Origin of the sequence: Burkholderia sp. 9777_1386, assembly GCF_015712265.1 — a bacterium.
Lineage (GTDB): Bacteria > Pseudomonadota > Gammaproteobacteria > Burkholderiales > Burkholderiaceae > Burkholderia > Burkholderia cenocepacia.
Genome location: NZ_JACCQB010000006.1, coordinates 77,212 through 102,124 on the forward strand (window position 1 = coordinate 77,212; position 24,913 = coordinate 102,124).

Below are 24,913 nucleotides of genomic sequence, written 5' to 3' on the forward strand. Positions count from 1 at the left end.
GCCGCGGGGCGCCCGCAAAAGGTTCAGCTCTTCTTCTTGACCGGCCGGACGTAGCCGCTCTTCGCGGTCTGCGTCTTCTCGTTCAACGCGAGGACGCCTTCGGCCACGTCCTTCCAGATCGTCGTGCCGGCGGCGATCGTCACGCCGCGGCCGACCCGCACGGGGGCAACCAGCTGCGTGTCGGAGCCGACGAACACGTCGTCCTCGATCACGGTGCGGAACTTGTTCGCGCCGTCGTAGTTGCAGGTGATCGTGCCAGCGCCGATGTTCACGCGCGCGCCGATGTCGGCGTCGCCGATGTACGTGAGGTGGTTCGCTTTCGAACCGTGACCGATCACCGCGTTCTTCACCTCGACGAAGTTGCCGACGTGCGCTTCGTCCGCGAGCTGCGCGCCGGGGCGCAGCCGCGCGTACGGGCCGATCACGGTGTTCGCGCCGAGCGCGGCGCCGTCGATGTGCGTGAACGCGTCGATGCGCGTGCCGGCGCCGACCGACGCATTGCGGATCACGCAGTTCGCGCCGATCGTCACGTTGTCATCGAGCGTCACGTTGCCTTCGAACACGCAGTTCACGTCGATCGACACGTCGCGCCCGCAGCGCAGCGTGCCGCGCACGTCGATGCGCGCCGGATCGGCGAGCGTGACGCCGTCGACGAGCAGCGCGTCCGCCACGTTGCGCTGGTGAATGCGTTCGAGCTCCGCGAGTTGCGCCTTGCTGTTCACGCCGAGCGTTTCCCATTCCTCGTCGGGCTGCGACGTGACGACCTCGAAGCCGGCCTCGATCGCGAGTTCGACGACGTCGGTCAGGTAGTACTCGCCCTGCGCGTTTTCGTTCTTCAGCGCGCCGAGCCACATCGACAGCTGCGCCGTCGGCGTGACGATGATGCCGGTGTTGATCTCGGCGATCTTCAGCTCTTCCGGCGACGCATCCTTCTGCTCGACGATGCGCGTGACGAAGCCGGACGCGTCGCGCACGATGCGGCCGTAGCCGGTCGGGTCGTCGAGCGTGACGGTCAGGATCCCGTAGCGGCCCTCGCGTGCGGCATCGACGAGACGCTGCAGCGTCGACGCGCGCGTGAGCGGCACGTCGCCGTACAGCACGAGCGTCGGTTGCGCGGGATCGAGCAGCGGCAGCGCCTGGCGGACCGCATGGCCGGTGCCGAGCTGCTCGGCCTGTACCGCGAACTGGACGTCGGGCGCGGCGACCGCGGCCTGGACCTGCTCGGCGCCGTGGCCGACGACGACGACGAGCCGGGACGGCTGCAGTGCGCGCGCGGTGTCGATGACGTGGGAGAGGAGCGGCCTGCCGGCCAGGGGGTGAAGCACTTTCGGCAGCGCGGAACGCATGCGCTTGCCGGTGCCTGCCGCCAAAATCACGATATTCATGGCGCCAGCTTGTCAGAGGAGTTCGAAGCCGTCCATTTTAGCATGCGGCCCCCGCCGTTCCGGGCCTGCCGCGGCGGGCGCGCGACGCCGGAAAGGGCGGCCGGCGCCCGGTTCCGGCGGGTGTTCCGGCCCTGCTTACAGGTCGTCGAACTGGACGATCGAGATCGGTTTGGACGCGCCCGGCGTCGCGGTGTCGTCGCCCGATGCGCACGGTTCCTCGTCGAACGCGATGTCGCCCTGCGGGTCGGCTTCGCCCGTCGCGCGCAGCGACTGGAACGGGTACAGCGTCGTGTCCATCAGGTGCGACGGCACGACCTTCGCGAGCGCGTTGAACATGTTGTCGACGCGGCCCGGGAAGCGCTTGTCCCAGTCGCGGATCAGCGCCTTCATTTCCGCGCGCTTCAGGTTCGGCTGGCTGCCGCACAGGTTGCACGGGATGATCGGGAATTCGCGCAACTCCGCGTATTTCTCGAGATCGGTTTCCTTCACGTACGCGAGCGGGCGGATCACGATGTTCTTGCCGTCGTCCGACTGCAGCTTCGGCGGCATTCCCTTCAGCTTGCCGCCGTAGAACATGTTCAGCAGCAGCGTCTGCACGATGTCGTCGCGGTGATGGCCGAGCGCGATCTTGGTCGCGCCGAGCTCGCCGGCCACGCGGTACAGGATCCCGCGGCGCAGCCGCGAGCACAGCGAGCAGGTCGTCTTGCCTTCGGGCACGAGCCGCTTGACGATGCTGTAGGTGTCCTGGTTCTCGATGTGGAACGGCACGCCGACCTGCTTCAGGTATTCGGGCAGCACGTGCTCGGGGAAGCCCGGCTGCTTCTGGTCGAGGTTCACCGCGACGATGTCGAAGTCGATCGGCGCGCGCTCGCGCAGGCGCAGCAGCACGTCGAGCATCGCGTAGCTGTCCTTGCCGCCCGACAGGCACACCATCACCTTGTCGCCCTGCTCGATCATGTTGTAGTCGCCGATCGCCTGGCCGACCTGGCGCACGATCCGCTTGAACAGCTTGTTGTTCTCGTACGCTTCCTTCTGCTCGCGGCGCGTCAGCGCGGGGCGGCCGGTTTCGGCGGTCGTGGCGTCGGCCGCCGTGTCGTTCATGTGGGGGGCGTTCATGCGCGCTCCTCGTCCTTGATGCGAAAGACTTCGACGCCGACGGCGTCGCAGTCCGGATAGGCGTCCGGTTTCTCGGTACGGACGCGTACCGCGCGCACGGCATCGTGCGCCAGCAGGTGCGCGGCGATCGAATCGCACAGCGTCTCCTGCAGGTGGATGTGGCCGCGCGCCACGCATTGCGCGACGCTCTGCTTCATCAGATCGTAGTCGACGACTTCGTGCAGCCGGTCGTCGACCGGGGTGGACAGCGCGAGCGGCACGAACAAGTCGACGTTGATGACGACGCGCTGCTCGCCGCGCTTCTCGTGTTCGAAGGCCCCGATGTTGATGTGCACCTCGTAGTCGCGCAGGTAGAGCCTGCGGCAATCCGCGAGGCGGGGGTGCAGGAGAGCGGAAAACATGGTCGTCCCAGTCAAATTGGCGTGCGCGCACGCAAAGCGGCGCGGGCGGCGGCGGTCAGGCCGCGCCCGCGCGGTTCATTCATTCGGGCCGGCGGCCGGCGGCACTAGGTGCTCGCCGCCGTCGACGGTCAGCGTCGCGCCCGTGACGCCGGGCGCGCTCGCGAGATAGCACGCGGCCGCCGCGATGTCGTCCGCGTGCGGCGCGTGGCCGCGCACGAGCGCCGCGACCCGCACCTTCGGTGCGAGCGCCAGCGCGAGCGCCGACGTCGCGCGGTTCAACGCGGCCTGCATCAGCGCGTGCGACAGCTGCGCCGGTGCGGGGTGAAACAGCGCCTGATCCAGTACGTGGATCGCGCACGCGCGCAGCGCTTCGTGCTCGCGCGCGGCGTCGGGCGTCGCATCGGCGAGTGCGCGGGCCAGCGCGAGCGGCGCGGTCACGTTGCGCGCGAGCGCGGCGGCGAGCGACGCGCCGTCCACCGTGTGCGCGTCGTCGGCGCCTGCGCTGGCGCTGACGAACACCGCGCATGCGGGCCGGCCGAGCGCTTCGCCGCACGCGGCGACGAGGGCCGCGGCATTGGCCTCCAGGGCCAGATCGGCGTCGAGCACGGCCGCGCTGCCCAGGGCGCCCGTGACGAGCACCACGCGTGGGGTCGACGTATCGGCTGAAACGGTCATTTACAATGCCGGGATGAACCCGAAAGCTCACGAACCCGCTAGTTTACCTGCTCCCGGCCCTGACGCGCTCGCGCAGTCCGAAACCCTTGCCGCGCAACTGCGCGACGCGATCGCGGCGGCCGGCGGCTGGCTGCCGTTCGACCGTTTCATGGAGCGCGCGCTGTATGCGCCGGGCCTCGGTTACTACAGCGGCGGCGCGCGCAAGTTCGGGCGCCGCGCCGACGACGGCAGCGACTTCGTCACCGCCCCCGAACTGTCGCCGCTGTTCGCGCAGACGCTCGCGCAACCGGTGGCCGAGGCGCTCGCGGCGAGCGGCACGCGCCGCGTGATGGAATTCGGCGCCGGCACGGGCAAGCTCGCGGCCGGGCTGCTCGCGGCGCTCGACGCGCCGGGCGTCGAGCTCGACGAATACCTGATCGTCGACCTGTCCGGCGAGCTGCGCGAACGGCAGCGCGACACGATCGAAGCCGCGGTGCCGGCGCTGGCCGCCAAGGTGCGCTGGCTCGACGCGCTGCCCGAGCGGTTCGACGGCGTCGTGGTCGGCAACGAGGTGCTCGATGCGATGCCGGTGCGGCTGTTCGCGAAGGCGGATGGCGCATGGCGCGAGCGCGGCGTCGCGCTCGACGCGCGGCACGCGTTCGTGTTCGACGACCGGCCGGTCGGCGCGGCCGGCCTGCCGGCGGTGCTCGCGGCGCTCGACGTCGGCGACGGCTACGTGACCGAAACGCACGAGGCGGCGCTCGCGTTCACGCGCACCGTCTGCACGATGCTCGGCCGCGGCGCGGTGCTGCTGGTCGACTACGGTTTCCCCGCGCACGAGTACTACCACCCGCAGCGCGACCGCGGCACGCTGATGTGCCACTACCGCCATCACGCGCACGACGACCCGTTCGTGTACCCGGGCCTGCAGGACATCACCGCGCACGTCGAATTCACCGGCATCTACGAGGCCGCGATCGCCACCGGCGCCGAGCTGCTCGGCTATACGTCTCAGGCGCGCTTCCTGTTGAACGCGGGCATCACCGACGCGCTGGCCGCGATCGATCCGTCCGACATCCACGCCTTCCTGCCGGCCGCGAACGCGGTGCAGAAGCTGATCTCGGAAGCCGAGATGGGCGAGTTGTTCAAGGTGATCGCGTTTTCGCGCGGGATCGACGGCACGCTCGACGCGTTCGCGCGCGGCGACCGCTCGCACGCGCTCTGACGAGGCATCCCTCATGTTGCGCTGGCTGATGGCGTCGTTTGTCGCGGTGATGATCCTGACGCGCTGCTGGCCGTGGCTCGGCAAGCTCGGCATCGGCCGGATGCCGGGCGACGTCACGCTGACGCTCGGCGGGCGGCGCTACCCGTTCCCGTTCATGTCGACGCTGGTGCTGACGATGCTGGTATCGATGGTGGCGCGGCTGCTCTGAGCCGCAGGCGGCGCGTCGCGGCCGGGCCGCGGCGCGCGCATGACGGCTCGCGCCTTACAGTTCGATTTCGCCGAGAATCCGGTGCGCGAGCGCCTTCGCTTCCTCGAACGCTTCTTCCTCGCTCGAACTCGTCGTGTGAACGTCGTAGCGCATGTTCTCCGTCTCGTCGCCGTCGTCCCGCGCGAGGATCACGTAGCCCTGAAACTCGCCGTTGTCCGCGCGGTGCGTATGCGCCTTGGCCGTATAGATGCCTTTGGTGAACGTGTTCGTGTCCATCGTGCCTCTCCCGCAATAGGACGCTTCATCGTAGCACTGCGGCGCAGCATGGTGAGTGCGGTTTATCGGTGACCGATCAGCGACCGGTCACCGTTCCTTCAACGTCCCTTCAACCTTCGAGCAGCGCGACGACCTCGTCGAGCGTCGGCGCGTGCGCGCCCGTGTGCCGGCACGCGGCGGCGCCGGCCGCCAGCGCGAACGCGAGATGCTCGCGCCAGCCGCGCTGCGGCGCGGCCATCAGGCTGAACAGCAGCCCGCCGATCGACGCGTCGCCCGCGCCGACCGTGTCGGCCACCTCGACGCGCGGCGGGCTGGCTTCGTGCACGTCGCCGTCCGCGTAGAGCGTCGCCGCCTGCGCGCCGCGCGTGACGAGCACGGCCGCCCGCGGATTCAGCGCGCGCACCGCCGCGATCGCGTCGGGGCCGTCGCCGCCGAACAGGTGCCGCAGGTCCTCGTCGGACACCTTGATCAGGTCGGCGAGGGCGGCCATCTTCTCGAGCGTCGGCCGGTACGCGGCCGTCATCAGGTTCCGGCAGTTCGGATCGAAGCTGATCTTCACGCCGCGCGCGTGCAGGTCGGCCGCGAGCGCGGCCAGCGTGCCCGCGAGCGGTTCGCGCACGAGGCTGATGCAGCCGAAATGCGCCCATTTCACGTGTTCGGTCCAGCCGGCCGGCAGCCGGGCGGGATCGAATGCGAGGTCGGCGCTCGCTTCGCCGATGAAGAAGTACGCGGGCGGGCGCGTCTCGTGGACGATCGCGAGCAGCGGCGGCCGCGCGACGCGCTGCAGGAAGCGCAGGTCGAGCCCGGCCGCTTCGCTCGTGTGCCACAGCACGTCGGAGAAGCAGTCTTCGCCGATCGCGCCGGCGAGCGCGCTCGGCACGCCGAGCCGCGCGACCGCGCGCGCGACGTTCCAGCCGGCGCCGCCCGGCACCGACGTCCACTGCGCATCGCCCGCGCGCACCATGTCGGTCAGGATGTCGCCCGCCGACACGAAAGCCGGAAACGTGCCGCCGCTCATTGCGTCGGCTCGCTGCGTTGCGCGCGCGCGAGGGTCGCGAGCACGTCGTAGCAGGCGCCCATCGTGTGATAGTCGGTCTTGCCGGCCGGGCTTTTCTCGTCGCTGTACTTGCGGTTGTCGCAGGTGAGGATCCGGTACCACGCGCCGTAGCGGTGATCGACGAAATGCGCCCAGCTGTAGCGCCAGATCTCGTCGTACCAGTCCCAGAAGCGTTCGCTGCCGGTGCGCGCGCCGAGCATCGCGGCCGCCGCGAAGGTTTCCGCCTGCACCCAGAAATACTTGTTGTGGTCGCAGATCGTGAAGTCGGGGCCGAAGCCGTAGTACAGGCCGCCGTGATCGGCGTCCCACGCGTGCGTGAGCGCCGCGTCGAACAGCTCGGCCGCGCGCGGCGCGAGCCAGTCGAGCGGGCGGTGCCGCTCGAGGATCAGCAGCAGCTTCGCCCATTCGGTCTGGTGCCCGGGCTGGAAGCCCCACGGACGGAAGATGTTCGAGCTGTCTTCCTTGTTGTAGTCCCAGTCGATCGACCAGTCCGCATGGTAGTGCTCCCACACGAGGCCGCCCGACAGCGCGGCCTGGCGCTGCGTGATGTGGGTGGCGAGCTTTTCCGCGCGATCGAGGTAAGTGAGGTGGCCGGTCGCCTCGTACGCGGCGAGCAGCGCTTCCGTCATGTGCATGTTCGCGTTCTGGCCGCGATACGACGACACGTTCCAGTTCGCCGTCGCGTCGTCCGCATACAGGCCCGCGGCCGCATCCCAGAAGCGGTGCTCGGCGAGTTCGTAGGTGGCGGCGATCAGCGGGCGCGCTTCGTCGATGCCGGCCATCGTCGCGTGCGCGGCCGCGAGCAGCACGAACGCGAGCCCGTAGCAGTGGCGCGTGCCGTCGAGCGTCGCGCGCTTCGCGCCGTCGCGCCAGTCGAGTTCCCAGTCGTAGCCCTGCAGCGTGTCGTCCCAGTGCGCGTCGCGCAGGAAGCGCAGCCCGTGGCGCGCGTAGTCGAGGTGACGCGGATCGCCGAAATGGCGGTACGCCATCGCGTAGTTGAAGACGAACCGGCAGCTGCTGACGAGGTGGCGCGACGTGCGGTTGTAGATGCTGCCGTCGTCGCGGAAGTAATGGTAGAAGCCGCCCGTCGGGTCGAAGGCGTGGGTCGCGTAGAAGCGCAGCGTGTCTTCGATGTGCGACAGCAGGAACGACGGATCGCGAAAGCTCGCGACGAACGGTGCGGCTTGCGTGTGGGCGGCCGGCGCGGCCGTGCAGGGTTGGACCGGAGGCATGTTCATGATTCGGTGGCCGTTACGGTATCGAGTGCCGGGGAGCCGGCGGGCTGGCTGCTGGCCCGCACGATCAGCTCGACGGGCAGGGAAATCTCGGTGCGCTCGGGCGCTTCGGCGAGCAGCAGCTCGACGCCGCGGCGGCCGAGCGCTTCCTTGTCGACCGCGAGCGTCGTGAGCGGCGGGCTCGCGTGCGCGGCGGCCGGGATGTTGTCGAAGCCGACGATCGCGATGTCGTCCGGAATCCGCAGGCCGCGCGCGGTGCACACGCGCTGCGCGGCCAGCGCGGCCGCGTCGTTGTACGCGAACACGGCTTCGGGGCGCGGGCCCGGCGCGTCGAGCAGTTGCTCCATCGCGCGCGCGGCGCCCGTGTCCGGGTCGAGCCCCGCGTCGATCGTCACTTCGTAGGCGGGATCGAACAGCCGCCCGGCTTCGAAGAACGCGCGCCGGTAGCCGATCGCGCGCTGCGCGATGCTGTAGTGCGCGGGCGAGCCGCCGATGAAGGCGATCCGCGAGCGGCCGGTGGCGAGCAGGTGGCGCATCGCGAGCGCCGCGCCCGTCGCGTTGTCGATGTTGACCGAGCGCAACCCGGGCGCCCACAGGTCGATCAGCACGAGCGGCCGGCCGGTGGCGGCGAGCGCCTCGATCGTCTCGGGCTCGATGAAGCCGGCCACCGCGATCGCGTCGGGCGCGTGCGGACGCATCTGGCGCAGTACGTCGTCGTTCGGGCCGACCGTGAGCAGCGTCGGCACGATGCCGCGCTCGCGGCAGGCGTCCTCGACGCCGTGCAGCACGTGCGAGAAGAACGGGCTGGCCGGAAAGCGGTTGTGCTGGCGGTGCAGCAGGAAGGTGAGCCGGCGGATGCGCGGCCGCAACTGCGCGGGATCGTAGCCGAGCTGCTGCGCGATCTCGACGATGCGCGCACGCGTCGCTTCGGACAGGCCCGGCTGGTTTTTCAGCGCGCGGGAGACGGTGCCGATCGAGACCTCTGCCGCCCGCGCCACATCGCGAATGGTCGTACCCATCGTTCGGGGTCCGGTTTGTTTAGGGTGAAAGCGATTGTATAGTAAAACACATCGCCGAATTCGGGCCGGATAACCGGGGAATACCCGAAAATAACGGGTTTTTAAGCGCTAATCTGCGAAAACGCCGTTACTAAAAATACTAAACAAAACGCGAAAAAGGCAAGGTGCGTGTGCGGGTATCGGGCGGCATCGACGGTGCCGCGGGAAACAGCGGAAGGAGCGCGGGCCGGCGGCGCGCATGAAGGCGTGCTGCCCCGTGGACTTCGCGCGCGACGATGAGGGCCGGCGGCGCAACCGCCGAACCTTGCGTCGCACCGGCATCGGTTTCCTCGCACGGTGCGCAGGCGTCTAGCTGTTCCGTGCGTCCGCGGCAGCGCGCGGTTCAGCCTGCCGCCACCGCCACGGCCGGCGGTTCGCCGCGATGGCGCAGCGCGGCGCGGCCGGCATCGAGATCGACGACCGCGAGCCCGTCCGGCTGCTGCTTCGCCCGCCGCTTCGCGAGCGCCGCGACCGACGCGATCTCGTCGCTGCCGTAGCGTTTGGCGCCGTGCGCGCCGGCCGGCACGCCGACCGCGCCGATCGCCATCGTCACGAAGCCGAAGAACGCCGGGTTGCCGTGGCGATCCTCGCCGCGCAGCCCGCCCGCCTGCCGGTCGGCCTGCGTGTAGAAGAGCTGCGCGCCGTCGTTGAAGCGCGCGATCGCGTCGGCGGCGCGCTCGCGCCAGTCGTCGCGCTGGAACAGCACGAGGAAATCGTCGCCGCCGACGTGGCCGAGAAAGTCGCGCTGCGGGTCGCACACGCCGGCGAGCACCGTCGCGGCGAATTTCAGCACTTCGTCGCCCTGCCAGTAGCCGTACTGGTCGTTGAACGGCTTGAACTGGTTCAGGTCGACGTAGCACGCATGAAAGCCGGCGTCGCGCTGGAGCAGGCGGTCGATGTGCGCGCTGATCGGGATGTTGCCGGGCAGGAACGTCAGCGGATTCGCGTAGCGCGCGGCCTCGATGCGCATCTCGGTCACCGCGCGCACGAGGCTCTCGCCGGTGCCGAGCCCGACATAGCGGCCGTGGTCGGTGATCACGAAGCCGTCCGCGAGATAGCGCTGGTCGTGGCTCGCGAGCAGCATCGCGAGCTGCTCGAAGGTGGTCGCGACGTCGATCATCAGCGGCGCATCGTTCGCGAACTGCAGGCACGGCTTCTTGCCGAACACCTCGCGGTGATACGGCAGCGCGAAGCGGTCGATGAAGCCGCGCCGATTCACGAGCGCGACCGGCCGCCCGCGTTCCACGAGCGCGACCGCGTGCAGGTCGGGCATCCGGTTGAACAGCTCGAGCACGTCGTTGCTGGTCGCGTCGCGCGGCAGCGCCGGGGCGGGCACGAGCATCTTCCCGGCGATCGTGCCGGCCGGCCGCACCGCGCGCGTCACGCCGGGAAACACCGCGATGTGCGGCGCGCGGATCGCGTCGCGCGCGGCCGGCGCGACCACCCGCGACGGCTGCGCGTTCGGCCGGCCGAGCAGGAAGCCCTGCACGCAGCAGATGCCCATGTCGCGCACGACGATCAGGTCGCATTCGTTCTCGATGCCTTCCGCGATCAGCTGCGCGCCGCTCGCCTGCGCGAAGTGCTGCATCGCCTTCACCGCTTCGAACTTGAGCGGGTCGCGCGCGATGTCGTGGATGAAGAAACGGTCGATCTTCACGACGTCCGGATGCAGGCGCAGCCACAGGTTCATGCTCGCGTTCGCGGTGCCGTAGTCGTCGAGCGCGAACTGGATGCCGGCGTCGCGCAGCGACGCGACCGCCGGCCCGATGTGCGCGACGTCGGGAATCGCGTTCTGCTCGGTGAGCTCTATCACGATGCGCTCGGCGCCGACGCGCGCACGGCCGAGAAACTGGCGGGTGCGCTCGCGTTCGCTGGCGAGCGTGAGGATCGTGCCCGCGCTGAAATTGAGGAACAGCTTGCCGTCGCAGCCGAGCGCCGCGAACGCGTCGAGGCAGGTGAGCGCGGCGGCCCGTTCGAGCGCGATGGTTTCGCCTTCGCGCGCGGCCTGCGCGAACAGCGCGGCGGGTGGTTCGAGGTCGGTGCCGCGCGGGCCGCGGATCAGCCCCTCGTAACCGACGACCGTCCCCGACCCGAGGTCGACGATCGGCTGGAACACGGCGGCGAGCGCGCGATCCGCGATCAGGCGCGTGGTGCGGGCGACAGCGGAATCGGAGGGAAGCGCGGGCATGGGCGAGGGCAGCCGAATCGACGGGACGCCCGACTTAACGGCATCGCTCGCGGAGAATTGAATGAAGATTTCGTGACGCGATGGGCGTTGTTGGTGCATCGCGCCGCGAGCGCGTTGGGGTGTGGCTGGAAGGGGCGGAAGGCAGGAGGCCGCCAGCGGCGGCCATCCGGCCCCCCGGAGACACGTCAGCGCTTGCCGGTACTCAACGCGCCCGACGTGGCCGTCGCATCACCCTCGTCCTGCTCGCCGCTCGTGTCGCGCGCGCCCCAGCGCTGCGCGAGCGCCGCGCACGCCATCAGCTGGATCTGATGGAACAGCATCAGCGGCAGCACGATCGCGCCGACCGCGTTCGCCGAGAAGATCACCTTCGCCATCGGCACGCCGGCCGCGAGGCTCTTCTTCGAGCCGCAGAAGATGATCGTGATCTGGTCGGCTCGGTTGAAGCCGAGCCGCTTGCTGACGAACGCGGTCAGCAGCAGCGCGATCGCGAGCAGCACGAGGTTGACGGCCAGCAGCCCGCCGAGCGCGCGCGGCGGAATCTGGTGCCACAGCCCCTCGTTGACGGCCTCGCTGAACGCGACGTAGACGACCAGCAGGATCGAACCCTGGTCGACGAAGCGCAGCACGCCGCGATTGCGGTCGATCCAGCCGCCGATCACGGGCCGCAGCAACTGGCCGGCGATGAACGGCACGAGCAACTGCATCACGATGCTGCCGACGGTGCTCCACGGCGACGCGGCGGCGGCCGATTGCGACGTGATCATCAGCCCGACGAGCGCCGGCGTGACGAAGATCCCGAGCAGGCTCGACGCGGATGCCGCGCACACGGCGGCCGGCACGTTGCCCTTCGCGATCGACGTGAACGCGATCGACGACTGGACCGTCGACGGCAGCGTGCACAGGAACAGCACGCCCGCATACAGCGTCGGCGTGACGAGCGGCTGCAGCACGGGCTTCAGCGCGAGGCCGAGCAGCGGGAACAGCGCGAACGTGCTGAGCAGCACGACCGCGTGCAGCCGCCAGTGGGTCGCGCCGGCGACGACGGCTTCGCGCGACAGTTTCGCGCCGTGCAGGAAAAACAGCAGGCCGACCGCGATGTTGGTCGCCCAGTTGAACGCATGGGCGGCCGGGCCGCGGCAGGGCAGCAGGCTCGCGAGCACGACGGTGCCGACCAGCGCGAGCGTGAAGTTGTCGGGAAGAAAACGGGGACGGGCCATCGGGAACTCGATTCGGAAACAGCACGGGCGGCAAAGGCGCGCGTCGCGCGCGCGGATGGCGTCATTGTCGCGGTTGGCGATTCACTACACAAATTCATTGTGAGAATCGATTGATGAATCTGTTGCATGCAATAGCGTCCGCCACACCTGTCCGGCCTCACGCAAAACAGCAGAAGAATGTTCTGTCGCGATCGCGCCCCGAAGTGAAAAAACCTAGCAGTAACATGGTGTTACACCGATGCCGGCGACATAACACTTTTTGGCTCGACACACTTTCCGCCCGCTCATAAATTACTGCTGAAAGCCTTGGGTCGGCCGAAAGGAGCCGACGGCGGGCGTCGATGGGCACGGAACGATGACGGAACGGGTGAAACGGAAGATCGGACGATGGGTGGCAGGCGTGCTCGGCACGCTGCTGATGCCGCTCGCGCTCGCCCAGCCGCCCCATGGCGGTCACGGGTTCGGCGGCCACGGCTTCGGTGGCGGCGACATGCGCGCGTACGGCCAGGCGGCCGCCGGCGGTCCCGTCTGGCGCCGCGCCGCGCCGCCTGCCGGCGTACGTCCCGGCGGCGTCAGCGGCTCCGGCTCCCGCTGGGGGCTGCGCCCGACGCCGTCGTACGGCCATTACGCCGCGCAAAGCCCGTATCGGCCGATCAGCGCCGAGGTCCGCCAGATGCCGCGCCCGCCGGGCGGCGGCAACGTCCCGCTGCGCGCCGGTTCGATCCGCGCCGACGTCGCCCGCTACAACGAGGAGCGCGGCGGTCGTCCGATGCCGCCGCCCCGCTCGCAGGAAGAGCCTGCGCACTCGCCGTTTTTCTCCCCGTTCTACCGAAACTGAGCGCCCCGGCGCGCGTCCCCCCGCCGGCTGATGCGAATTCGCCACAGTCGCGCGCAGATTTCCGCTGATTTTCCCGCCGCATTGCGCTATCTTTCGCGCCCGGCACGCGCATGCCACGCCGCCGCCCGCCCGTGCGACCGCGTTCGCGCCGGGCCGCCGCCGTGCATCCGGCCATGGATACGTTCCGCGAAGTTAAGGCTGGCGCTATACCAGCAATAAGTGTGCGCAATTTTGACCGGACGAATGATCCGTAAAGATGGCTGCGCCCCATACGACGCAAGCACTCGGCTCCAAAAAACAACGCTCGCGCCACTTATCGACTATTCGACAAAACCTGGAGATCCCATGAAAGCATTCGCTCGCCGTGCGTCGCGCACGTCCGTCAAGCTGATCGCCGCAGCCGCCTGCGTGGCGGCCGCCGCACCCGTCCATGCGCAGTCGAGCGTCTCGCTCTACGGTCAGGTCGACGAATGGGTCGGCGCCACCAAGTTCCCGGGCGGCAATCGTGCGTGGAACGTGTCGGGCGGCGGCATGTCGACGTCGTACTGGGGCCTGCACGGCGCGGAGGACCTCGGCGGCGGCTACAAGGCGATCTTCACGATGGAGAGCTTCTTCCGCGCGCAGAACGGCCAGTACGGCCGCTTCCAGGGCGACACGTTCTTCGCGCGCAACGCGTACGTCGGCATCAGCTCGCCGTACGGCACGGTGACGGCAGGCCGCCTGACGACGCACCTGTTCCTGTCGACGATCCTGTTCAACCCGTTCTACGACTCGTACACCTTCTCGCCGATGGTGTACCACGTGTTCCTCGGCCTCGGCACGTTCCCGACCTATCCGAGCGACCAGGGCGCGGTCGGCGATTCGGGCTGGAACAACGCGCTGTCGTACACGTCGCCTTCGTTCGGTGGCCTGAATTTCGGCGCGATGTACGCACTCGGCAACCAGGCCGGCGACAACCGTTCGAAGAAGTGGAGCGCGCAGTTCAACTATGCGAACGGCCCGTTCGCGGCGACCGCCGTCTATCAGTACGTGAACTTCAACAACGGCCCGCAGGATCTGAGCGCGCTCGTGACCGGCATGAAGAGCCAGGGCATCGCGCTGGTCGGCGCGACCTACGACCTGAAGCTCGTGAAGCTGTTCGGCCAGTACATGTACACGAAGAACGACCAGGTCGCGGGCAGTTGGCACGTGAACACCGCGCAGGGCGGCGTGTCGGTGCCGCTCGGCGTGGGCAACGCGATGGCGTCGTATGCGTACTCGCGCGACGCGGGCGGCCTCGACCAGACGCGCCAGACCTGGGCCGTCGGCTACGACTATCCGCTGTCCAAGCGCACCGACGTCTACGCGGCCTACATGAACGACCACATCAGCGGCCTGTCGACCGGCAACACGTTCGGCGCAGGCATCCGCGCGAAGTTCTGACGCGCAAGCGCGATCGGCGCGCCGGCCGCGCGCGTCAATCGCGCGTTTTGGCTGCATGTTTTCCCGCCCGAAACGGCGCCGCCACCCGCGGCGCCGTTTTGCCTTTCTTGACCTTTCTGTTTCCTCGCCTTTGTTACCCTATCTCGTAATTGGTTGATTCCCCCGGGATTGCGAGCTAGTTCGATGGATACCCTCGTCAGCATGAATGTGTTTCGCTACGTCGTCGAAGTGGGCAGCTTCGTCGGCGCGGCGGAGCGCATGCAGATGTCGGCGGCGATGGCGAGCAAGCACGTGATGCACCTCGAGCAGCAGCTCGGCGCGCGGCTGCTGCATCGCACGACACGACGCGTCGCGCCCACCGAGGCCGGACGTGAATACTATGAGCGCCTCGTGCAGGCGCTGTCCGAACTCGACGAAGCCGGTCAGGCCGTCGGCGCCGCGAGCGTGGTGCCGCAGGGCCGGCTGCGCGTGACGTCGCTGTCCGCGTTCGGGCTGCGGCACGTGATGCAGGCCGTCACCGATTACGCGGGTCGGTTCCCGGACGTGACGGTCGACATGACGCTCTCCGATCGCGTGGTCGACCTGATCGAGGAAGGCTACGACGTCGCGGTGCGCGCGGCGCCGAACGGCCTGAAATCGTCGTCGCTGGTCGCGCGCCAGATCGCGACCGCGCACATCCTGCTGGTCGCGTCGCCCGAGTATCTCGAGAAGCGTGGCACGCCGCAGACGATCGCCGACCTCGCGAACCACAACTACCTGCGGCGCGATTCGAATTCGACGATGCTCGATTCGCTGGTCATCGACGCGGCCGCCGCGTCGCGCGTGAGCCTGAACGGCAACCTGATCGTGAACCATCTCGAAGGGCTGCGCGCGGCCGTGCTCGCCGGCGCGGGCATCGCGCTGCTCGGCACCGAAGTCGTCGGCGACGACATCGAGTCGGGCCGGCTCGTGCCGGTGCTGCTCGATTCGGTGCCGCCGCACGAGGCGCCGATCTACGCGGTGTACGCGAGCCGTCGTCACGTGTCCGCGAAGGTGCGCTCGTTCGTCGACTTCCTGGCTGCGCGCTTCGAAGGGCAGTCGTTGTGCCCGTCGATCGAAGCGCGTCTGCGCGTGCTGCCGATCACGCGGATGAAGCGCGCGGTCTGACCCGCATCGTCCGCCGCGGCGGGGCAATAAAAAAAGCGCGAACCGCTGCGGTTCGCGCTTTTTGCCTGGCTCGACGATTTCGCGTCGATGGCGGCCGCGATGGCCGCCGCCTCCGTCAGCGCGGGATGCCGAGCCGCGCCTTCGCGTCGTCGTATTCGCGCTTGAGCCGTTCGACGAGCGCACCCACGCTCGGCAGGTCGTCCATCAGGCCGACGCCCTGGCCCGCACCCCAGATGTCCTTCCACGCCTTCGTCTTGTCGCTGCCGAAATTCATCTTGGTCTTGTCGGATTCCGGCAGCGCGTCCGGATCGAGGCCGGCCTTCTCGATGCTCTCGCGGATGTAGTTGCCGTGCACGCCCGTGAAGAGGTTCGTGTAGATGATGTCCGACGATTTCGCGTTCAGGATCGCGTGCTTGTAGTCGTCGATCGCGTGCGCTTCCTGCGTCGCGATGAAACGCGTGCCCATGTACGCGAAGTCGGCGCCCATCGCTTGCGCGGCGAGGATCGAGCCGCCGTTCGCGATCGAGCCGGACAGCACGATCGGACCGTCGAAGATCTTGCGGACTTCGCCGACCAGCGCGAACGGCGACGTCGTGCCCGCGTGGCCGCCCGCGCCGGCCGCGACGAGGATCAGCCCGTCGACGCCGGCTTCGAGCGCCTTCTGCGCGTGGCGCAGGTTGATCACGTCGTGCAGCACGATGCCGCCGTAGCTGTGCACCGCGTCGACGATCTCGCGCGCCGGTGCGCGCAGGCTCGTGATGAAGATCGGCACCTTGTGCTCGACGCACACGCGCACGTCGTGTTCGAGCCGCGCGTTCGACTGGTGGACGATCTGGTTGACCGCGATCGGGCCGATCACCGCATCGGGATGTTTCGCCTTGTGGTCGGCGAGTTCCGACTGGATCTGCGTGAGCCACTCGTCGAGCAGTTCGGCCGGGCGCGCGTTGAGCGCAGGGAACGAGCCGACGATGCCCGCCTTGCATTGCGCGAGCACGAGTTCGGGGTAGCTGACGATGAACATCGGCGACGCGATGACGGGGAGCGTCAGGTTCTGCAGGACGGTGGGCAATGCCATGTGATGTCTCCAGTCTCCGGGGGCGTTGCGGTCGGACGGTGATTCGAGTGTAGCTGTGGAATGCGTTCGTTCATATTAATACGAACGGTCGTGCGATTCTACGCGAGCTTAACAAACTGCGCGGTGTGCCGGCAATCGAGTGAGTGTTCTCTTTCTATGGTTTCGGGTGCTTACCCCGCTGTGAAGACGCGCCGGCGCTCCTAAAATAGCCGCCATAACAAACCAACGAGAAACAAACCATGTCGTTTGAGGCGTTTGCACCGTTTCGCGTGACGGTGCAGGACACCGACATTTTCGGTGTCAAAGGAGGCACGGGGCCGCCGCTGCTGTTGCTGCACGGCCATCCGCAGACCCACATGATCTGGCATCGCGTTGCCGCGACGCTCGCGGATCACTTCACGGTGATCGCCACCGACCTGCGCGGCTACGGCGCATCGGGCCGGCCGCCGAGCGACGCGCGGCACACGCCGTATTCGAAACGCGCGATGGCGGCGGACCAGGTCGCCGTGATGCGGCATTTCGGCTTCGAGCATTTCCACGTATGCGCGCACGATCGCGGCGCGCGGGTCGCGCACCGGCTCGCGCTCGATCACGCGGATGCCGTCGAGCGGATGATGCTGCTCGACATCGCGCCGACGCTCGCGATGTACGAGAAAACCGATCGCGCGTTCGCGACCGCGTATTTCCACTGGTTCTTCCTGATCCAGCCGGCGCCGCTGCCCGAGACGCTGGTCGGCGCGCACACCGATGCGTACATCGAGCGCGTGATGGGCAACCGGTCGGCCGGGCTGGCGCCGTTCGCGCCGGAGGCGCTCGACGCGTACCGGGCGGCGCTCGCGCAGCCGGGCGCCGTGCACGCGATGTGCGAGGACTACCGCGCGTCGGCGACGATCGATCTCGAGCACGACCGTGCGGATCTCGAACGCGGCAACAAGGTCGCGTGCCCGCTGCGCGTGCTGTGGGGCGAGCACGGGATCGTCGGCCGCTGCTTCGATCCGCTCGACGAATGGCGGCGCGTCGCGCGCGACGTCAGCGGCCGTGCGCTCGACTGCGGGCACTACATTCCCGAAGAGGCGCCGGCCGCGCTGATCGACGAACTGCTCGCGTTCTTCGACGCGCGCGACGCGGCTGCGTGACGGTGCCTGCAGGCGGCCGGCGCGGGTCGCCCGCGCCTCGGCGGGGCGTGCCGCTCGCGGCTCAGCGGTGCGCGTGCTCGTCTTCGACGAGCGGCGGCAGGCGGCGCGGCACGGGCGTCGATTTCACGATCGCGGTGCTCGTCTCCGCGCGCTCCGTCACCTTCGACAGGATGTCGTCGAGATGCTCGATCGTGCGCAGGTAGAGCCGGCAGATGAAGCAGTCGTCGCCGGTGACCTTGTCGCATTCGACGAATTCGGGAATCCGCCGCAGCAACTCCTCGACCAGATGCAACTGGCCCGGCAACGGCTTCACGCGGACGATCGCCTGCAGCGTGTAGCCGAGCGCGCGCGGGTCGAGCTCGACGGTGAACGCGGCGATCACGCCTTGCGCCTCGAGCCGCCGCACGCGGTCGGCGGTCGCGGGCGCCGACAACCCGATCTGCCGGGCGAGTTCGCTGGTCGCGATGCGGGCGTCGTCGGCCAGCGCGGCGACGATCGCGCGGTCGGTCGCGTCGAGCGACGCGACGGCAGGCGGGGAAAGGCGTTTCGGCATGATTGCTTTGCTTTCGAAGGTGAATCTGCTGATTCACTTCAGTTTAGCCGTGGTTGCGGCGAAAGCAAGTTTCTAGAATCGAAGTCATCCACTCTCTTCAACGGAGTTCCTGATGGCCACGAATGAAATTCGCCGCGGCGCCGCCGAGATGATCGTCGCGATGCTGATGTCCGGCACGATCGGCTGGCTCGTGATGTCGTCGCAGCAGCCGCTGACCAATGTCGTGTTCTTCCGCTGCGTATTCGGCACCGCGACGCTCGCGATCGTCTGTGCGGCGTTCGGTTTCCTGCGCCGCTCGCTGTTCTCGCCGCGGATGCTCGTGCTCACGATGTTCGGCAGCCTCGCGATCGTCGCGAACTGGCTGCTGCTCTTCGCCGCCTATTCGCGCGCGTCGATCTCGATGGCGACCGCTGTCTACAACACCCAGCCGTTCATGCTCGTCGCGCTCGGCGCCATCGTGTTCCGCGAGCGGATCACCGCGTCGACGGTCGCGTGGCTCGTGCTCGCGTTCGCGGGGCTGGTGTTCGTGGTGCGCGTGGAGCCGGCCGTGCTCGCGGTGCCCGGCGAATACCTGGAAGGGGTCGCGCTGTCGCTCGGTGCGGCGTTCCTGTATGCGATCTCGTCGATCATCACGAAGCACCTGAAGGGCACGCCGCCGCATCTGCTCGCACTGCTGCAGGTCGGCCTCGGCGTCCTGCTGCTTGCGCCGTTCGCACACTTCGACACCTTGCCGGCGACGGTCGGGCAATGGGCCGACCTGATCGTGCTGGGCATCGTCAACACCGGGCTGATGTACGTGTTGCTGTACGGCGCGGTCCAGAAGCTGCCGACCGCGATGACGGGCGCGCTGTCGTTCGTCTATCCGGTCGTCGCGATCGTCGTCGATCGCGTCGCGTTCGGGCAGACGCTCGCGTGGACGCAGGTGGTCGGCGCGCTCTTGATCCTGCTCGCGGCGGCCGGCGTGAACCTCGGCTGGCGCATCGTGCCGGCGCGTCGCACGGCGGTCGGCAACTGATACGGTCAGACGATTCGGCGCCGTGGCGGGCTCATGCAGCGGCCGTCGAAGGGGCGAGCCGGGAACGGAGATTGCGCTTGAAACGACGCCCAGCGGACGCCGCGCGCACTCGGAAAAGCGCTGTAAGAAGTTGTAGGGAAACACCCGATGCGATGCGGCCGCGTCGCTCGTATGATGCGGGCTGTGACGTTGATCACGTTCACAGGATTCCGATCTCGATGCCGTTCGCCCGTGAGGCTGAACGGCTTTTTTTTATGTCTCGCTGCCTGCGATCAGGCGCCGCCGTGCGTCGAGCCGCGCGAGCAGCGCGCGCCGCGCGTCGTCGTCCGACGTACGCCATCCCTTGATCTCGCCGCGCGTGCGCAGGCAGCCCGCGCACCAGTCGGTGCGCGGATCGATCCGGCAGACGTCGGTGCACGGCGACGCGACCGGCATCGTCACGTCGCTCATGCGGGCTCCCGCAACGCGACGTCCGCGACCGGCGCGCCGGTGAGCGACACGAGTTCGTGCGGCGACAGGTTGAACACCGCGTGCGGATGGCCGGCGGCGGCCCACAGGCTGTCGAGCGCGAGCAGGTCGGCGTCGATCAGCGTGACGGGTTCGACCAGATGGCCGATCGGGCAGACGCCGCCGATCGCATAGCCGGTGTTGTCGCGCACGAACTTCGCGTCCGCGCGGCCGACCGGGCCGACCTGTTCGGCGACCTTCCTTTCGTCCACGCGGTTGACGCCGCTCGCAATCACCAGCACGGGCGCGCCGTCGGCCTGCCGGCGAAACAGGATCGACTTTGCGATCTGCGCGACCGAGCAGCCGAGCCCGGCCGCGGCCTCGGCCGACGTCTTGCCGGTTTCGGCGAGCATCACGATGCCTTTCGCATGGCCGCGCTCGCGCAGCAGCAGCGCGACGCGTCGCGCGGAATCGGGGAGGGAATCGAATGAAGCGGGTGTCGTCATGTTGATGAATCCGTGGAGTGGCGCGATCAGACGCAGTTCGCGGCGTCGGCCGCGCTCCGTGCTTTCGCGAGCAGTGCACGACCGGCGCGCGACACGTTCGCGCGGCCGATCGCGTTCGAGATGAAATCGCCGGCGGCGACGACCTGCGCGAGGTCGATGCCGGTTTCGATGCCGAGGCCCTGCATCAGGTACAGCACGTCCTCGGTCGCGACGTTGCCGGTCGCGCCCTTCGCGTACGGGCAGCCGCCGAGGCCCGCGACCGATGCGTGAAAGATCTCGATCCCTTCGAACAGCGCCGCGTAGATGTTCGCGAGCGCCTGGCCGTAGGTGTCGTGGAAGTGACCCGACAGCCGTTCACGCGGGAACACGCGCGTGACGGCCGACAGCACTTCGCGCGTGCGCTTCGGCGTGCCGACGCCGATCGTGTCGGCGATGTCGATCTCGTCGCAGCCGAGCGCGGCGAACCGTTCGACGACGTCGACCACCGACGCGACCGGCACCTCGCCCTGGTACGGGCAGCCGAGCGTGCACGACACGCTGCCGCGCAGCCGCAGGCCCGCATCCTTCGCGGCTTTCGCGACGGGCTCGAAGCGCGCGATGCTCTCGGCGATGCTGCAGTTGATGTTCCGCTGCGAGAACGCCTCGCTCGCCGCGCCGAAGATCACGACTTCGTCGGCCCGTGCCGCGACCGCATTCTCGAAGCCCTTCAGGTTCGGCGTGAGCACCGAGTACACGGTGCCCGGGCGACGCTCGATGCCGGCCATCACGTCGGCGCCGTCGGCCATCTGCGGCACCCATTTCGGCGACACGAACGACGCGGCCTCGACGTTGCGGAAGCCGGCGCGCGACAGCCGGTCGACGAGCGCGATCTTCACGTCGGTCGGCACGAAGGTCTTCTCGTTCTGCAGCCCGTCGCGCGGGCCGACTTCGACGATCTTGACGGCGGTGGGGAACGTCATGGTTGTCTCCTGGTTTCTCTCTTTGTGGCGGAATTCAGTAGCCGCGCGCGTAGTCGACGATGCCGCTGACGGGCGCGCCGCGCTCGAACGCGCGGATCTTGCCGGCGATCTGCTCGACGGCTTCCGCGCGCAGCGTCTCGGCCGAGCTGTGCGGCGTGATCGTGATGCGCGGCGTACGCCAGAACGGATGGTCGTCCGGCAGCGGTTCGTGCTGGAACACGTCGAGCGTGGCCGCGGCGACCTGGCCGCTCGCGAGCGCGTCGAGCAGGTCGGCTTCGACGAGATGCGCGCCGCGCGCGACGTTGACGACGTACGCGCCGGGCGCGAGCCGCGCGAATGCGCGCGACGACAGGATGCCGTCGGTGTCGCGCGTGCTCGGCAGCAGGTTGACGAGCACCTTCGCGCCGTCGATGCACGCGTCGAACGCGCCGTCGCCGGCGAAGGTCGTGACGCCGTCGAGCTGCTTCGCGCTGCGGCTGTAGCCGCGCACCGGCACGCCGAGGGCGGCGAGCGCGCGGGCGACCTCGGCGCCGAGCACGCCGAGCCCGAGGACCGCGACGGTGAAGTTCGCGCGCGCATGCGGCTCAAGCGGCTGCCAGCGGCGCTCGCGCTGCTGCAGGTCGTATTCGTCGAAACGGCGCAGGTAGCGCAGCACCGCGTGCGTCACGTATTCGACCATCTGCTGCGCCATGCCCGAATCCTCGAGCCGCACCAGCGGCACGTGCGCGGGCAGCGTGCCCGGATGCGCGCGGTCGAGCGCGAGCAGCGCATCGACACCCGCGCCGAGGTTGAAGATCGCGCGCAGGCCGTCGCGCGGCGCGAACAACTCGCGCGGCGGGCGCCACACGAGCGCGTAGTCGGCGGCAGCCGTATCGCCCGGCTGCCACGCGCGCAGTTCGGCTTCCGGCAGCGCACGCGCGATCTCGTCGCGCCATGCGCCGGCTTCCTGATGCGGCGAGTAGAACAGGATCTTCATTGCGTGAGGGCGCGCGCGCCGGCAAGGCGCGCCGCGGGAACGGCAAGCGAAGCCGGGTGCAGCGCACCGGCGGACGTAGCGGACATCGGGCGTCTCCTGACGAGCGGCCCGGCGCGTCGGCGCGGGGACCGGTTCCGTGTGAAGCTGACGGGAAGCCCACATTCTACGGTTTCGCGGCACATCGCGCCGTCGTGCGGGACGGCGCGGCCGGTGCGGGCCGCCGTCACGCGGCCACCGGCCGCCACCGCGCCACCGGTCGTGCAAAAGCAAAGCACAAAATATTGGTTCGGCCGCCGCGTACCCGGCGCCACAATCGAACCTCGTCTTCAAGCAAGCGAGGGCAATCATGCGCGCATGCAGCAAATCGGCGTGGCCGCCGCGGCTCGTCACCGTTCCGGGCCTGCACGGCAGCGAAGGCGCCCACTGGCAGACCTGGCTCGAGCGGCAGTTCCCGCGCTCGTTGCGCGTCGAGCAGCACGACTGGGATGCGCCCGATCTCGCGGGCTGGGCGCAATCGGTGCGGGCGCTGCTCGATCGCGAGCGCGGCCCGTTCGTGCTCGCCGCGCACAGCTTCGGCTGCCTCGCGGCCGCGCATGCGCTCGCGCAGTGGCCGCACGTGGGCGATGTCGCGGGCGTGCTGTTCGTCGCGCCGGCCAGCCCGAAGAAATTCACGTTTGCCGGGCCGTTCGACGCGCGCCGGCTCGCGGTGCCGTCGATCGTGATCGGCAGCGAGACCGATCCGTGGATGCCGCTCGCCGATGCGCGCACGCTCGCGCAGCGCCTGGGCAGCGCGTTCGTGAACCTCGGCGACGCCGGGCACATCAACACCGCGGCCGGCTTCGGGCCGTGGCCGCGCGCGAAATACTTCATCGACACGCTGGTGCATTGCGCGGCGCCGCTGCGCTTTCGCGACGCCGACGACGGCTTCGAGGCCGCGCTCGTTGATCGCGCGCTCGCGCACGCGGTCTGACGGGCTGGCCGCGCGGCGCAGGCTGCGCGGCGGCTGCCGCGGCATGTCGCGCCGATGACGCGCCGGCCTGAAGCCGGCCGGCGCTGAATCGCTCGGCCGGCCGTTCTCGATGTGGCTCGCGAAGCGGCGCGCGAACGTGCCGTTTGCGCCGCCGTCCACCCAACCGTCACGTCATACCCGTCACGCCTCCGCACGAGCGCCTGCTGCTCTGCGCGAGCGGTGCCGACTCCTGTCAGGTTACGAAGGAATCAACTCGGCGACGAGGCGGCGGCGCTCGATGCGGCCGCGTTCGTGGCGGGCTTCGCATCGTCGTCGTCATCGGGCGGGTAGTGCACGACGGGCGGCGCGAGCGGCGCGGCATCGGATGCGGCGGCGTTCGCGGGCGCGTCGCTGTTGAACGCGCTGGCGGCGCCGCTCGATGCGCCGGCCTGCGGCGCGGCGTCGGTCGCGTGAGCGTCGGGCGGTGCGTCGTCGCTGCAGGCGGCGACGAATACGGCGGCACACAGAACGACGGCGACGGAAACGCGACGCATGACTTCTCTCTCCTGGCAGGCTGATCGGGAAACGTTTTCGAGTATGCCGCCGCGATGCGACGTTTCGGTGAATCGTTGGCGATCGGGGCGCGATCGCGACATGTTTTCGTCAGGCCGACCGCGCGCCTTCGCGGCGATCCGCCTGCACGCATGGCGGAATTTTCCAGCAGACGCGGATGCTGCGCGCATTTACACGGCGCGCAACATCCCAACCCGGCCACCGCGAAGCGGCCGCCATGCGCGCCATTGGTGATGCGACCGGCAACTTGCGATCGACGGGCGGCCGGTTTCGCCCGAAAACCGGGCGTTATTGCCGCTTCGTCAGTGAACTGCCAGCCGCGCGTCAGCGTGGCGTCATGAACGCGCGATCTCGGGCGCCCGAGCCTGGCGATCGCTTGTGCGCGCCGCGGCCCGGCGCGGGCACTCTGCAGGGGCGCGGCTTCCCGCGGTGTCGCGGCACCTGAATTGCTCGTTTGCCGATCCGCGTGCCGACTGCGCTGCCATCCGGGCACGAGCGGCACATCCGCGTCCCTCCACCATGGAGCGAGCACAAGCCATGTCCAGCGATCGATCCGATTCTCCGTCCGCCGAACCGGCGCGCGATGCCGCCCCGTCGCCGCTCGGGGCCGGCCATCCCGTGGCGCCGTCGTTGCCGCACGATACGCCGTCCAGCGCCGCGCGGCGCCGCTTCCTGCAATCCGCGGCGGCTGCCGCGACCGTCAGCGCCGCATCGCACGTTCATTCGCAGCCGCCGCACGCGGCAGCGCAGCCGGCCGCGCCGCGCCGCGATACGGCGCCGGCGCAGCCCGTGCGTCTCGACATCAACGGGCGCGCGTACACGCTGCAGCTCGAACCGCGCGTGACGCTGCTCGACGCGCTGCGCGAATACGCCGGCCTCACGGGCACGAAGAAGGGCTGCGACCGCGGGCAGTGCGGCGCGTGCACGGTGCTCGTCGACGGGCGGCGCATCAACGCATGCCTGACGCTCGCGGTGATGCACGAAGGCGAGCGGATCACGACCGTCGAAGGGCTGGCGCGCGACGGCGTGCTGAGCCCGGTGCAGCGCGCGTTCGTCGAATACGATGCGTTCCAGTGCGGCTACTGCACGTCCGGCCAGCTCTGCTCCGCGACCGCGCTGCTCGACGAGTTCGCGGCCGGCGCCGGGAGCGCCGCCACCGACGACGTGCGGCGTCGCCCCGCGCGCCTGTCCGACGACGAGATCCGCGAGCGCATGAGCGGCAACCTGTGCCGGTGCGGCGCGTACCCGAACATCGTCGCCGCCGTGCGCGCCGCGCATGCGGCGCACGGCTAGCCGAC

Annotated in this window: 26 protein-coding genes; 9 read left to right on the forward strand and 17 right to left on the reverse strand. The window is 69.2% G+C overall.

Annotated features, from left to right (window positions below; all coding sequences use genetic code 11):
* Positions 1-23 precede the first annotated feature (23 nt).
* The 4 genes from glmU to H0X91_RS07370 form a co-directional block, all read right to left on the reverse strand.
* Positions 24-1,385: a bifunctional UDP-N-acetylglucosamine diphosphorylase/glucosamine-1-phosphate N-acetyltransferase GlmU gene (gene glmU, locus H0X91_RS07355; RefSeq protein ID WP_062911141.1), complete on the reverse strand. Its 1,362-nt coding sequence runs from the start codon at positions 1,383-1,385 to the stop codon at positions 24-26.
* 135 nt (positions 1,386-1,520) lie between these two features.
* Positions 1,521-2,501, reverse strand: coding sequence for a tRNA 2-thiocytidine(32) synthetase TtcA (ttcA, locus tag H0X91_RS07360; RefSeq protein ID WP_034178390.1), 981 nt, complete (start codon positions 2,499-2,501; stop codon positions 1,521-1,523).
* Positions 2,498-2,902 (reverse strand): dihydroneopterin aldolase, encoded by a 405-nt coding sequence (locus H0X91_RS07365; protein ID WP_006488695.1) that lies wholly within the window; start codon positions 2,900-2,902, stop codon positions 2,498-2,500. The genes ttcA and H0X91_RS07365 overlap by 4 nt, the downstream gene beginning before the upstream one ends.
* 75 nt (positions 2,903-2,977) lie before the next feature.
* Positions 2,978-3,577, reverse strand: coding sequence for a Rossmann fold domain-containing protein (locus tag H0X91_RS07370; protein ID WP_196432932.1), 600 nt, complete (start codon positions 3,575-3,577; stop codon positions 2,978-2,980).
* 13 nt (positions 3,578-3,590) lie between these two features.
* On the opposite strand from H0X91_RS07370, the gene H0X91_RS07375 reads away from it, so the two are divergent.
* Positions 3,591-4,781 carry a class I SAM-dependent methyltransferase gene (locus H0X91_RS07375; protein WP_058901868.1) on the forward strand — a complete coding sequence of 397 codons (1,191 nt, stop codon included), beginning with the start codon at positions 3,591-3,593 and terminating at the stop codon, positions 4,779-4,781.
* A 13-nt stretch (positions 4,782-4,794) separates the two neighbouring features.
* Positions 4,795-4,989, forward strand: coding sequence for a DUF2905 domain-containing protein (locus H0X91_RS07380; protein ID WP_006484654.1), 195 nt, complete (start codon positions 4,795-4,797; stop codon positions 4,987-4,989).
* A 54-nt stretch (positions 4,990-5,043) separates the two neighbouring features.
* Here the strand turns inward: H0X91_RS07380 and H0X91_RS07385 are convergent, their stop codons facing one another.
* The 6 genes from H0X91_RS07385 to H0X91_RS07410 all read right to left on the reverse strand — a co-directional run bounded on the left by H0X91_RS07385 (position 5,044) and on the right by H0X91_RS07410 (position 12,020).
* A complete protein-coding gene (locus H0X91_RS07385) occupies positions 5,044-5,265 on the reverse strand; it encodes a hypothetical protein (RefSeq protein ID WP_006484657.1) in 222 nt (73 codons plus the stop codon).
* 109 nt (positions 5,266-5,374) lie between these two features.
* Complete coding sequence (locus tag H0X91_RS07390) at positions 5,375-6,283, reverse strand: carbohydrate kinase family protein (RefSeq protein ID WP_006495474.1); 909 nt, start codon at positions 6,281-6,283, stop codon at positions 5,375-5,377.
* Positions 6,280-7,560 (reverse strand): AGE family epimerase/isomerase, encoded by a 1,281-nt coding sequence (locus H0X91_RS07395; protein WP_034201266.1) that lies wholly within the window; start codon positions 7,558-7,560, stop codon positions 6,280-6,282. Before H0X91_RS07395 ends, H0X91_RS07390 begins: the two co-directional genes overlap by 4 nt.
* Positions 7,557-8,576 (reverse strand): LacI family DNA-binding transcriptional regulator, encoded by a 1,020-nt coding sequence (locus H0X91_RS07400; RefSeq protein ID WP_006482178.1) that lies wholly within the window; start codon positions 8,574-8,576, stop codon positions 7,557-7,559. The genes H0X91_RS07395 and H0X91_RS07400 overlap by 4 nt, the downstream gene beginning before the upstream one ends.
* A gap of 382 nt (positions 8,577-8,958) precedes the next feature.
* Positions 8,959-10,803, reverse strand: coding sequence for an EAL domain-containing protein (locus H0X91_RS07405; protein ID WP_080322958.1), 1,845 nt, complete (start codon positions 10,801-10,803; stop codon positions 8,959-8,961).
* A 185-nt stretch (positions 10,804-10,988) separates the two neighbouring features.
* Complete coding sequence (locus tag H0X91_RS07410; protein WP_006482179.1) at positions 10,989-12,020, reverse strand: bile acid:sodium symporter family protein; 1,032 nt, start codon at positions 12,018-12,020, stop codon at positions 10,989-10,991.
* Positions 12,021-12,375: 355 nt separating this feature from the next.
* Between H0X91_RS07410 and H0X91_RS07415 the strand changes: the two genes are divergently transcribed.
* From H0X91_RS07415 to H0X91_RS07425, 3 genes are all read left to right on the forward strand, one after another.
* Positions 12,376-12,858: a hypothetical protein gene (locus H0X91_RS07415; protein WP_034201267.1), complete on the forward strand. Its 483-nt coding sequence runs from the start codon at positions 12,376-12,378 to the stop codon at positions 12,856-12,858.
* Positions 12,859-13,203: 345 nt separating this feature from the next.
* Positions 13,204-14,280 carry a porin gene (locus H0X91_RS07420; RefSeq protein WP_006488646.1) on the forward strand — a complete coding sequence of 359 codons (1,077 nt, stop codon included), beginning with the start codon at positions 13,204-13,206 and terminating at the stop codon, positions 14,278-14,280.
* A 183-nt stretch (positions 14,281-14,463) separates the two neighbouring features.
* Complete coding sequence (locus tag H0X91_RS07425) at positions 14,464-15,426, forward strand: LysR family transcriptional regulator (RefSeq protein WP_006488650.1); 963 nt, start codon at positions 14,464-14,466, stop codon at positions 15,424-15,426.
* Between the two features lie 115 nt (positions 15,427-15,541).
* Here H0X91_RS07425 and H0X91_RS07430 read toward each other — a convergent pair whose 3' ends face one another.
* Entirely contained in the window at positions 15,542-16,501 is a 960-nt protein-coding gene (locus H0X91_RS07430; protein ID WP_006488640.1) for an NAD(P)H-dependent flavin oxidoreductase, read from the reverse strand.
* 239 nt (positions 16,502-16,740) lie between these two features.
* Here H0X91_RS07430 and H0X91_RS07435 point away from each other — a divergent pair, with 239 nt between their 5' ends.
* Complete coding sequence (locus H0X91_RS07435) at positions 16,741-17,637, forward strand: alpha/beta fold hydrolase (protein WP_058901866.1); 897 nt, start codon at positions 16,741-16,743, stop codon at positions 17,635-17,637.
* Positions 17,638-17,698: 61 nt separating this feature from the next.
* Here H0X91_RS07435 and H0X91_RS07440 read toward each other — a convergent pair whose 3' ends face one another.
* A complete protein-coding gene (locus tag H0X91_RS07440; protein WP_006495467.1) occupies positions 17,699-18,190 on the reverse strand; it encodes an Lrp/AsnC family transcriptional regulator in 492 nt (163 codons plus the stop codon).
* Positions 18,191-18,302: 112 nt separating this feature from the next.
* Between H0X91_RS07440 and H0X91_RS07445 the strand changes: the two genes are divergently transcribed.
* Positions 18,303-19,205 (forward strand): DMT family transporter, encoded by a 903-nt coding sequence (locus tag H0X91_RS07445; RefSeq protein WP_006488637.1) that lies wholly within the window; start codon positions 18,303-18,305, stop codon positions 19,203-19,205.
* Between the two features lie 252 nt (positions 19,206-19,457).
* Here the strand turns inward: H0X91_RS07445 and H0X91_RS07450 are convergent, their stop codons facing one another.
* From H0X91_RS07450 to H0X91_RS07465, 4 genes are read right to left on the reverse strand one after another with little or no spacing between them, the layout of a single operon-like run.
* On the reverse strand, positions 19,458-19,655 hold the full coding sequence (locus H0X91_RS07450) for a DUF1289 domain-containing protein (protein ID WP_062884274.1): 198 nt from the start codon (positions 19,653-19,655) through the stop codon (positions 19,458-19,460).
* Positions 19,652-20,158, reverse strand: a complete 507-nt coding sequence (locus tag H0X91_RS07455) for a YbaK/EbsC family protein (protein ID WP_062884275.1) — start codon at positions 20,156-20,158, stop codon at positions 19,652-19,654. Before H0X91_RS07455 ends, H0X91_RS07450 begins: the two co-directional genes overlap by 4 nt.
* Before the next feature lie 26 nt (positions 20,159-20,184).
* Positions 20,185-21,117: a hydroxymethylglutaryl-CoA lyase gene (locus H0X91_RS07460; RefSeq protein ID WP_060214923.1), complete on the reverse strand. Its 933-nt coding sequence runs from the start codon at positions 21,115-21,117 to the stop codon at positions 20,185-20,187.
* Between the two features lie 34 nt (positions 21,118-21,151).
* Positions 21,152-22,093 (reverse strand): 2-hydroxyacid dehydrogenase, encoded by a 942-nt coding sequence (locus H0X91_RS07465; protein WP_006495464.1) that lies wholly within the window; start codon positions 22,091-22,093, stop codon positions 21,152-21,154.
* Between the two features lie 346 nt (positions 22,094-22,439).
* Here H0X91_RS07465 and H0X91_RS07470 point away from each other — a divergent pair, with 346 nt between their 5' ends.
* Positions 22,440-23,063, forward strand: coding sequence for an RBBP9/YdeN family alpha/beta hydrolase (locus H0X91_RS07470; RefSeq protein ID WP_006488647.1), 624 nt, complete (start codon positions 22,440-22,442; stop codon positions 23,061-23,063).
* Between the two features lie 248 nt (positions 23,064-23,311).
* Here the strand turns inward: H0X91_RS07470 and H0X91_RS07475 are convergent, their stop codons facing one another.
* Positions 23,312-23,596 carry a hypothetical protein gene (locus tag H0X91_RS07475; protein ID WP_060265576.1) on the reverse strand — a complete coding sequence of 95 codons (285 nt, stop codon included), beginning with the start codon at positions 23,594-23,596 and terminating at the stop codon, positions 23,312-23,314.
* Positions 23,597-24,152: 556 nt separating this feature from the next.
* Here H0X91_RS07475 and H0X91_RS07480 point away from each other — a divergent pair.
* The gene (locus H0X91_RS07480; RefSeq protein ID WP_058901864.1) at positions 24,153-24,908 is read left to right on the forward strand and encodes a (2Fe-2S)-binding protein; all 756 of its coding nucleotides are present in this window, start codon (positions 24,153-24,155) and stop codon (positions 24,906-24,908) included.
* The last annotated feature ends 5 nt before the right edge of the window (positions 24,909-24,913 follow it).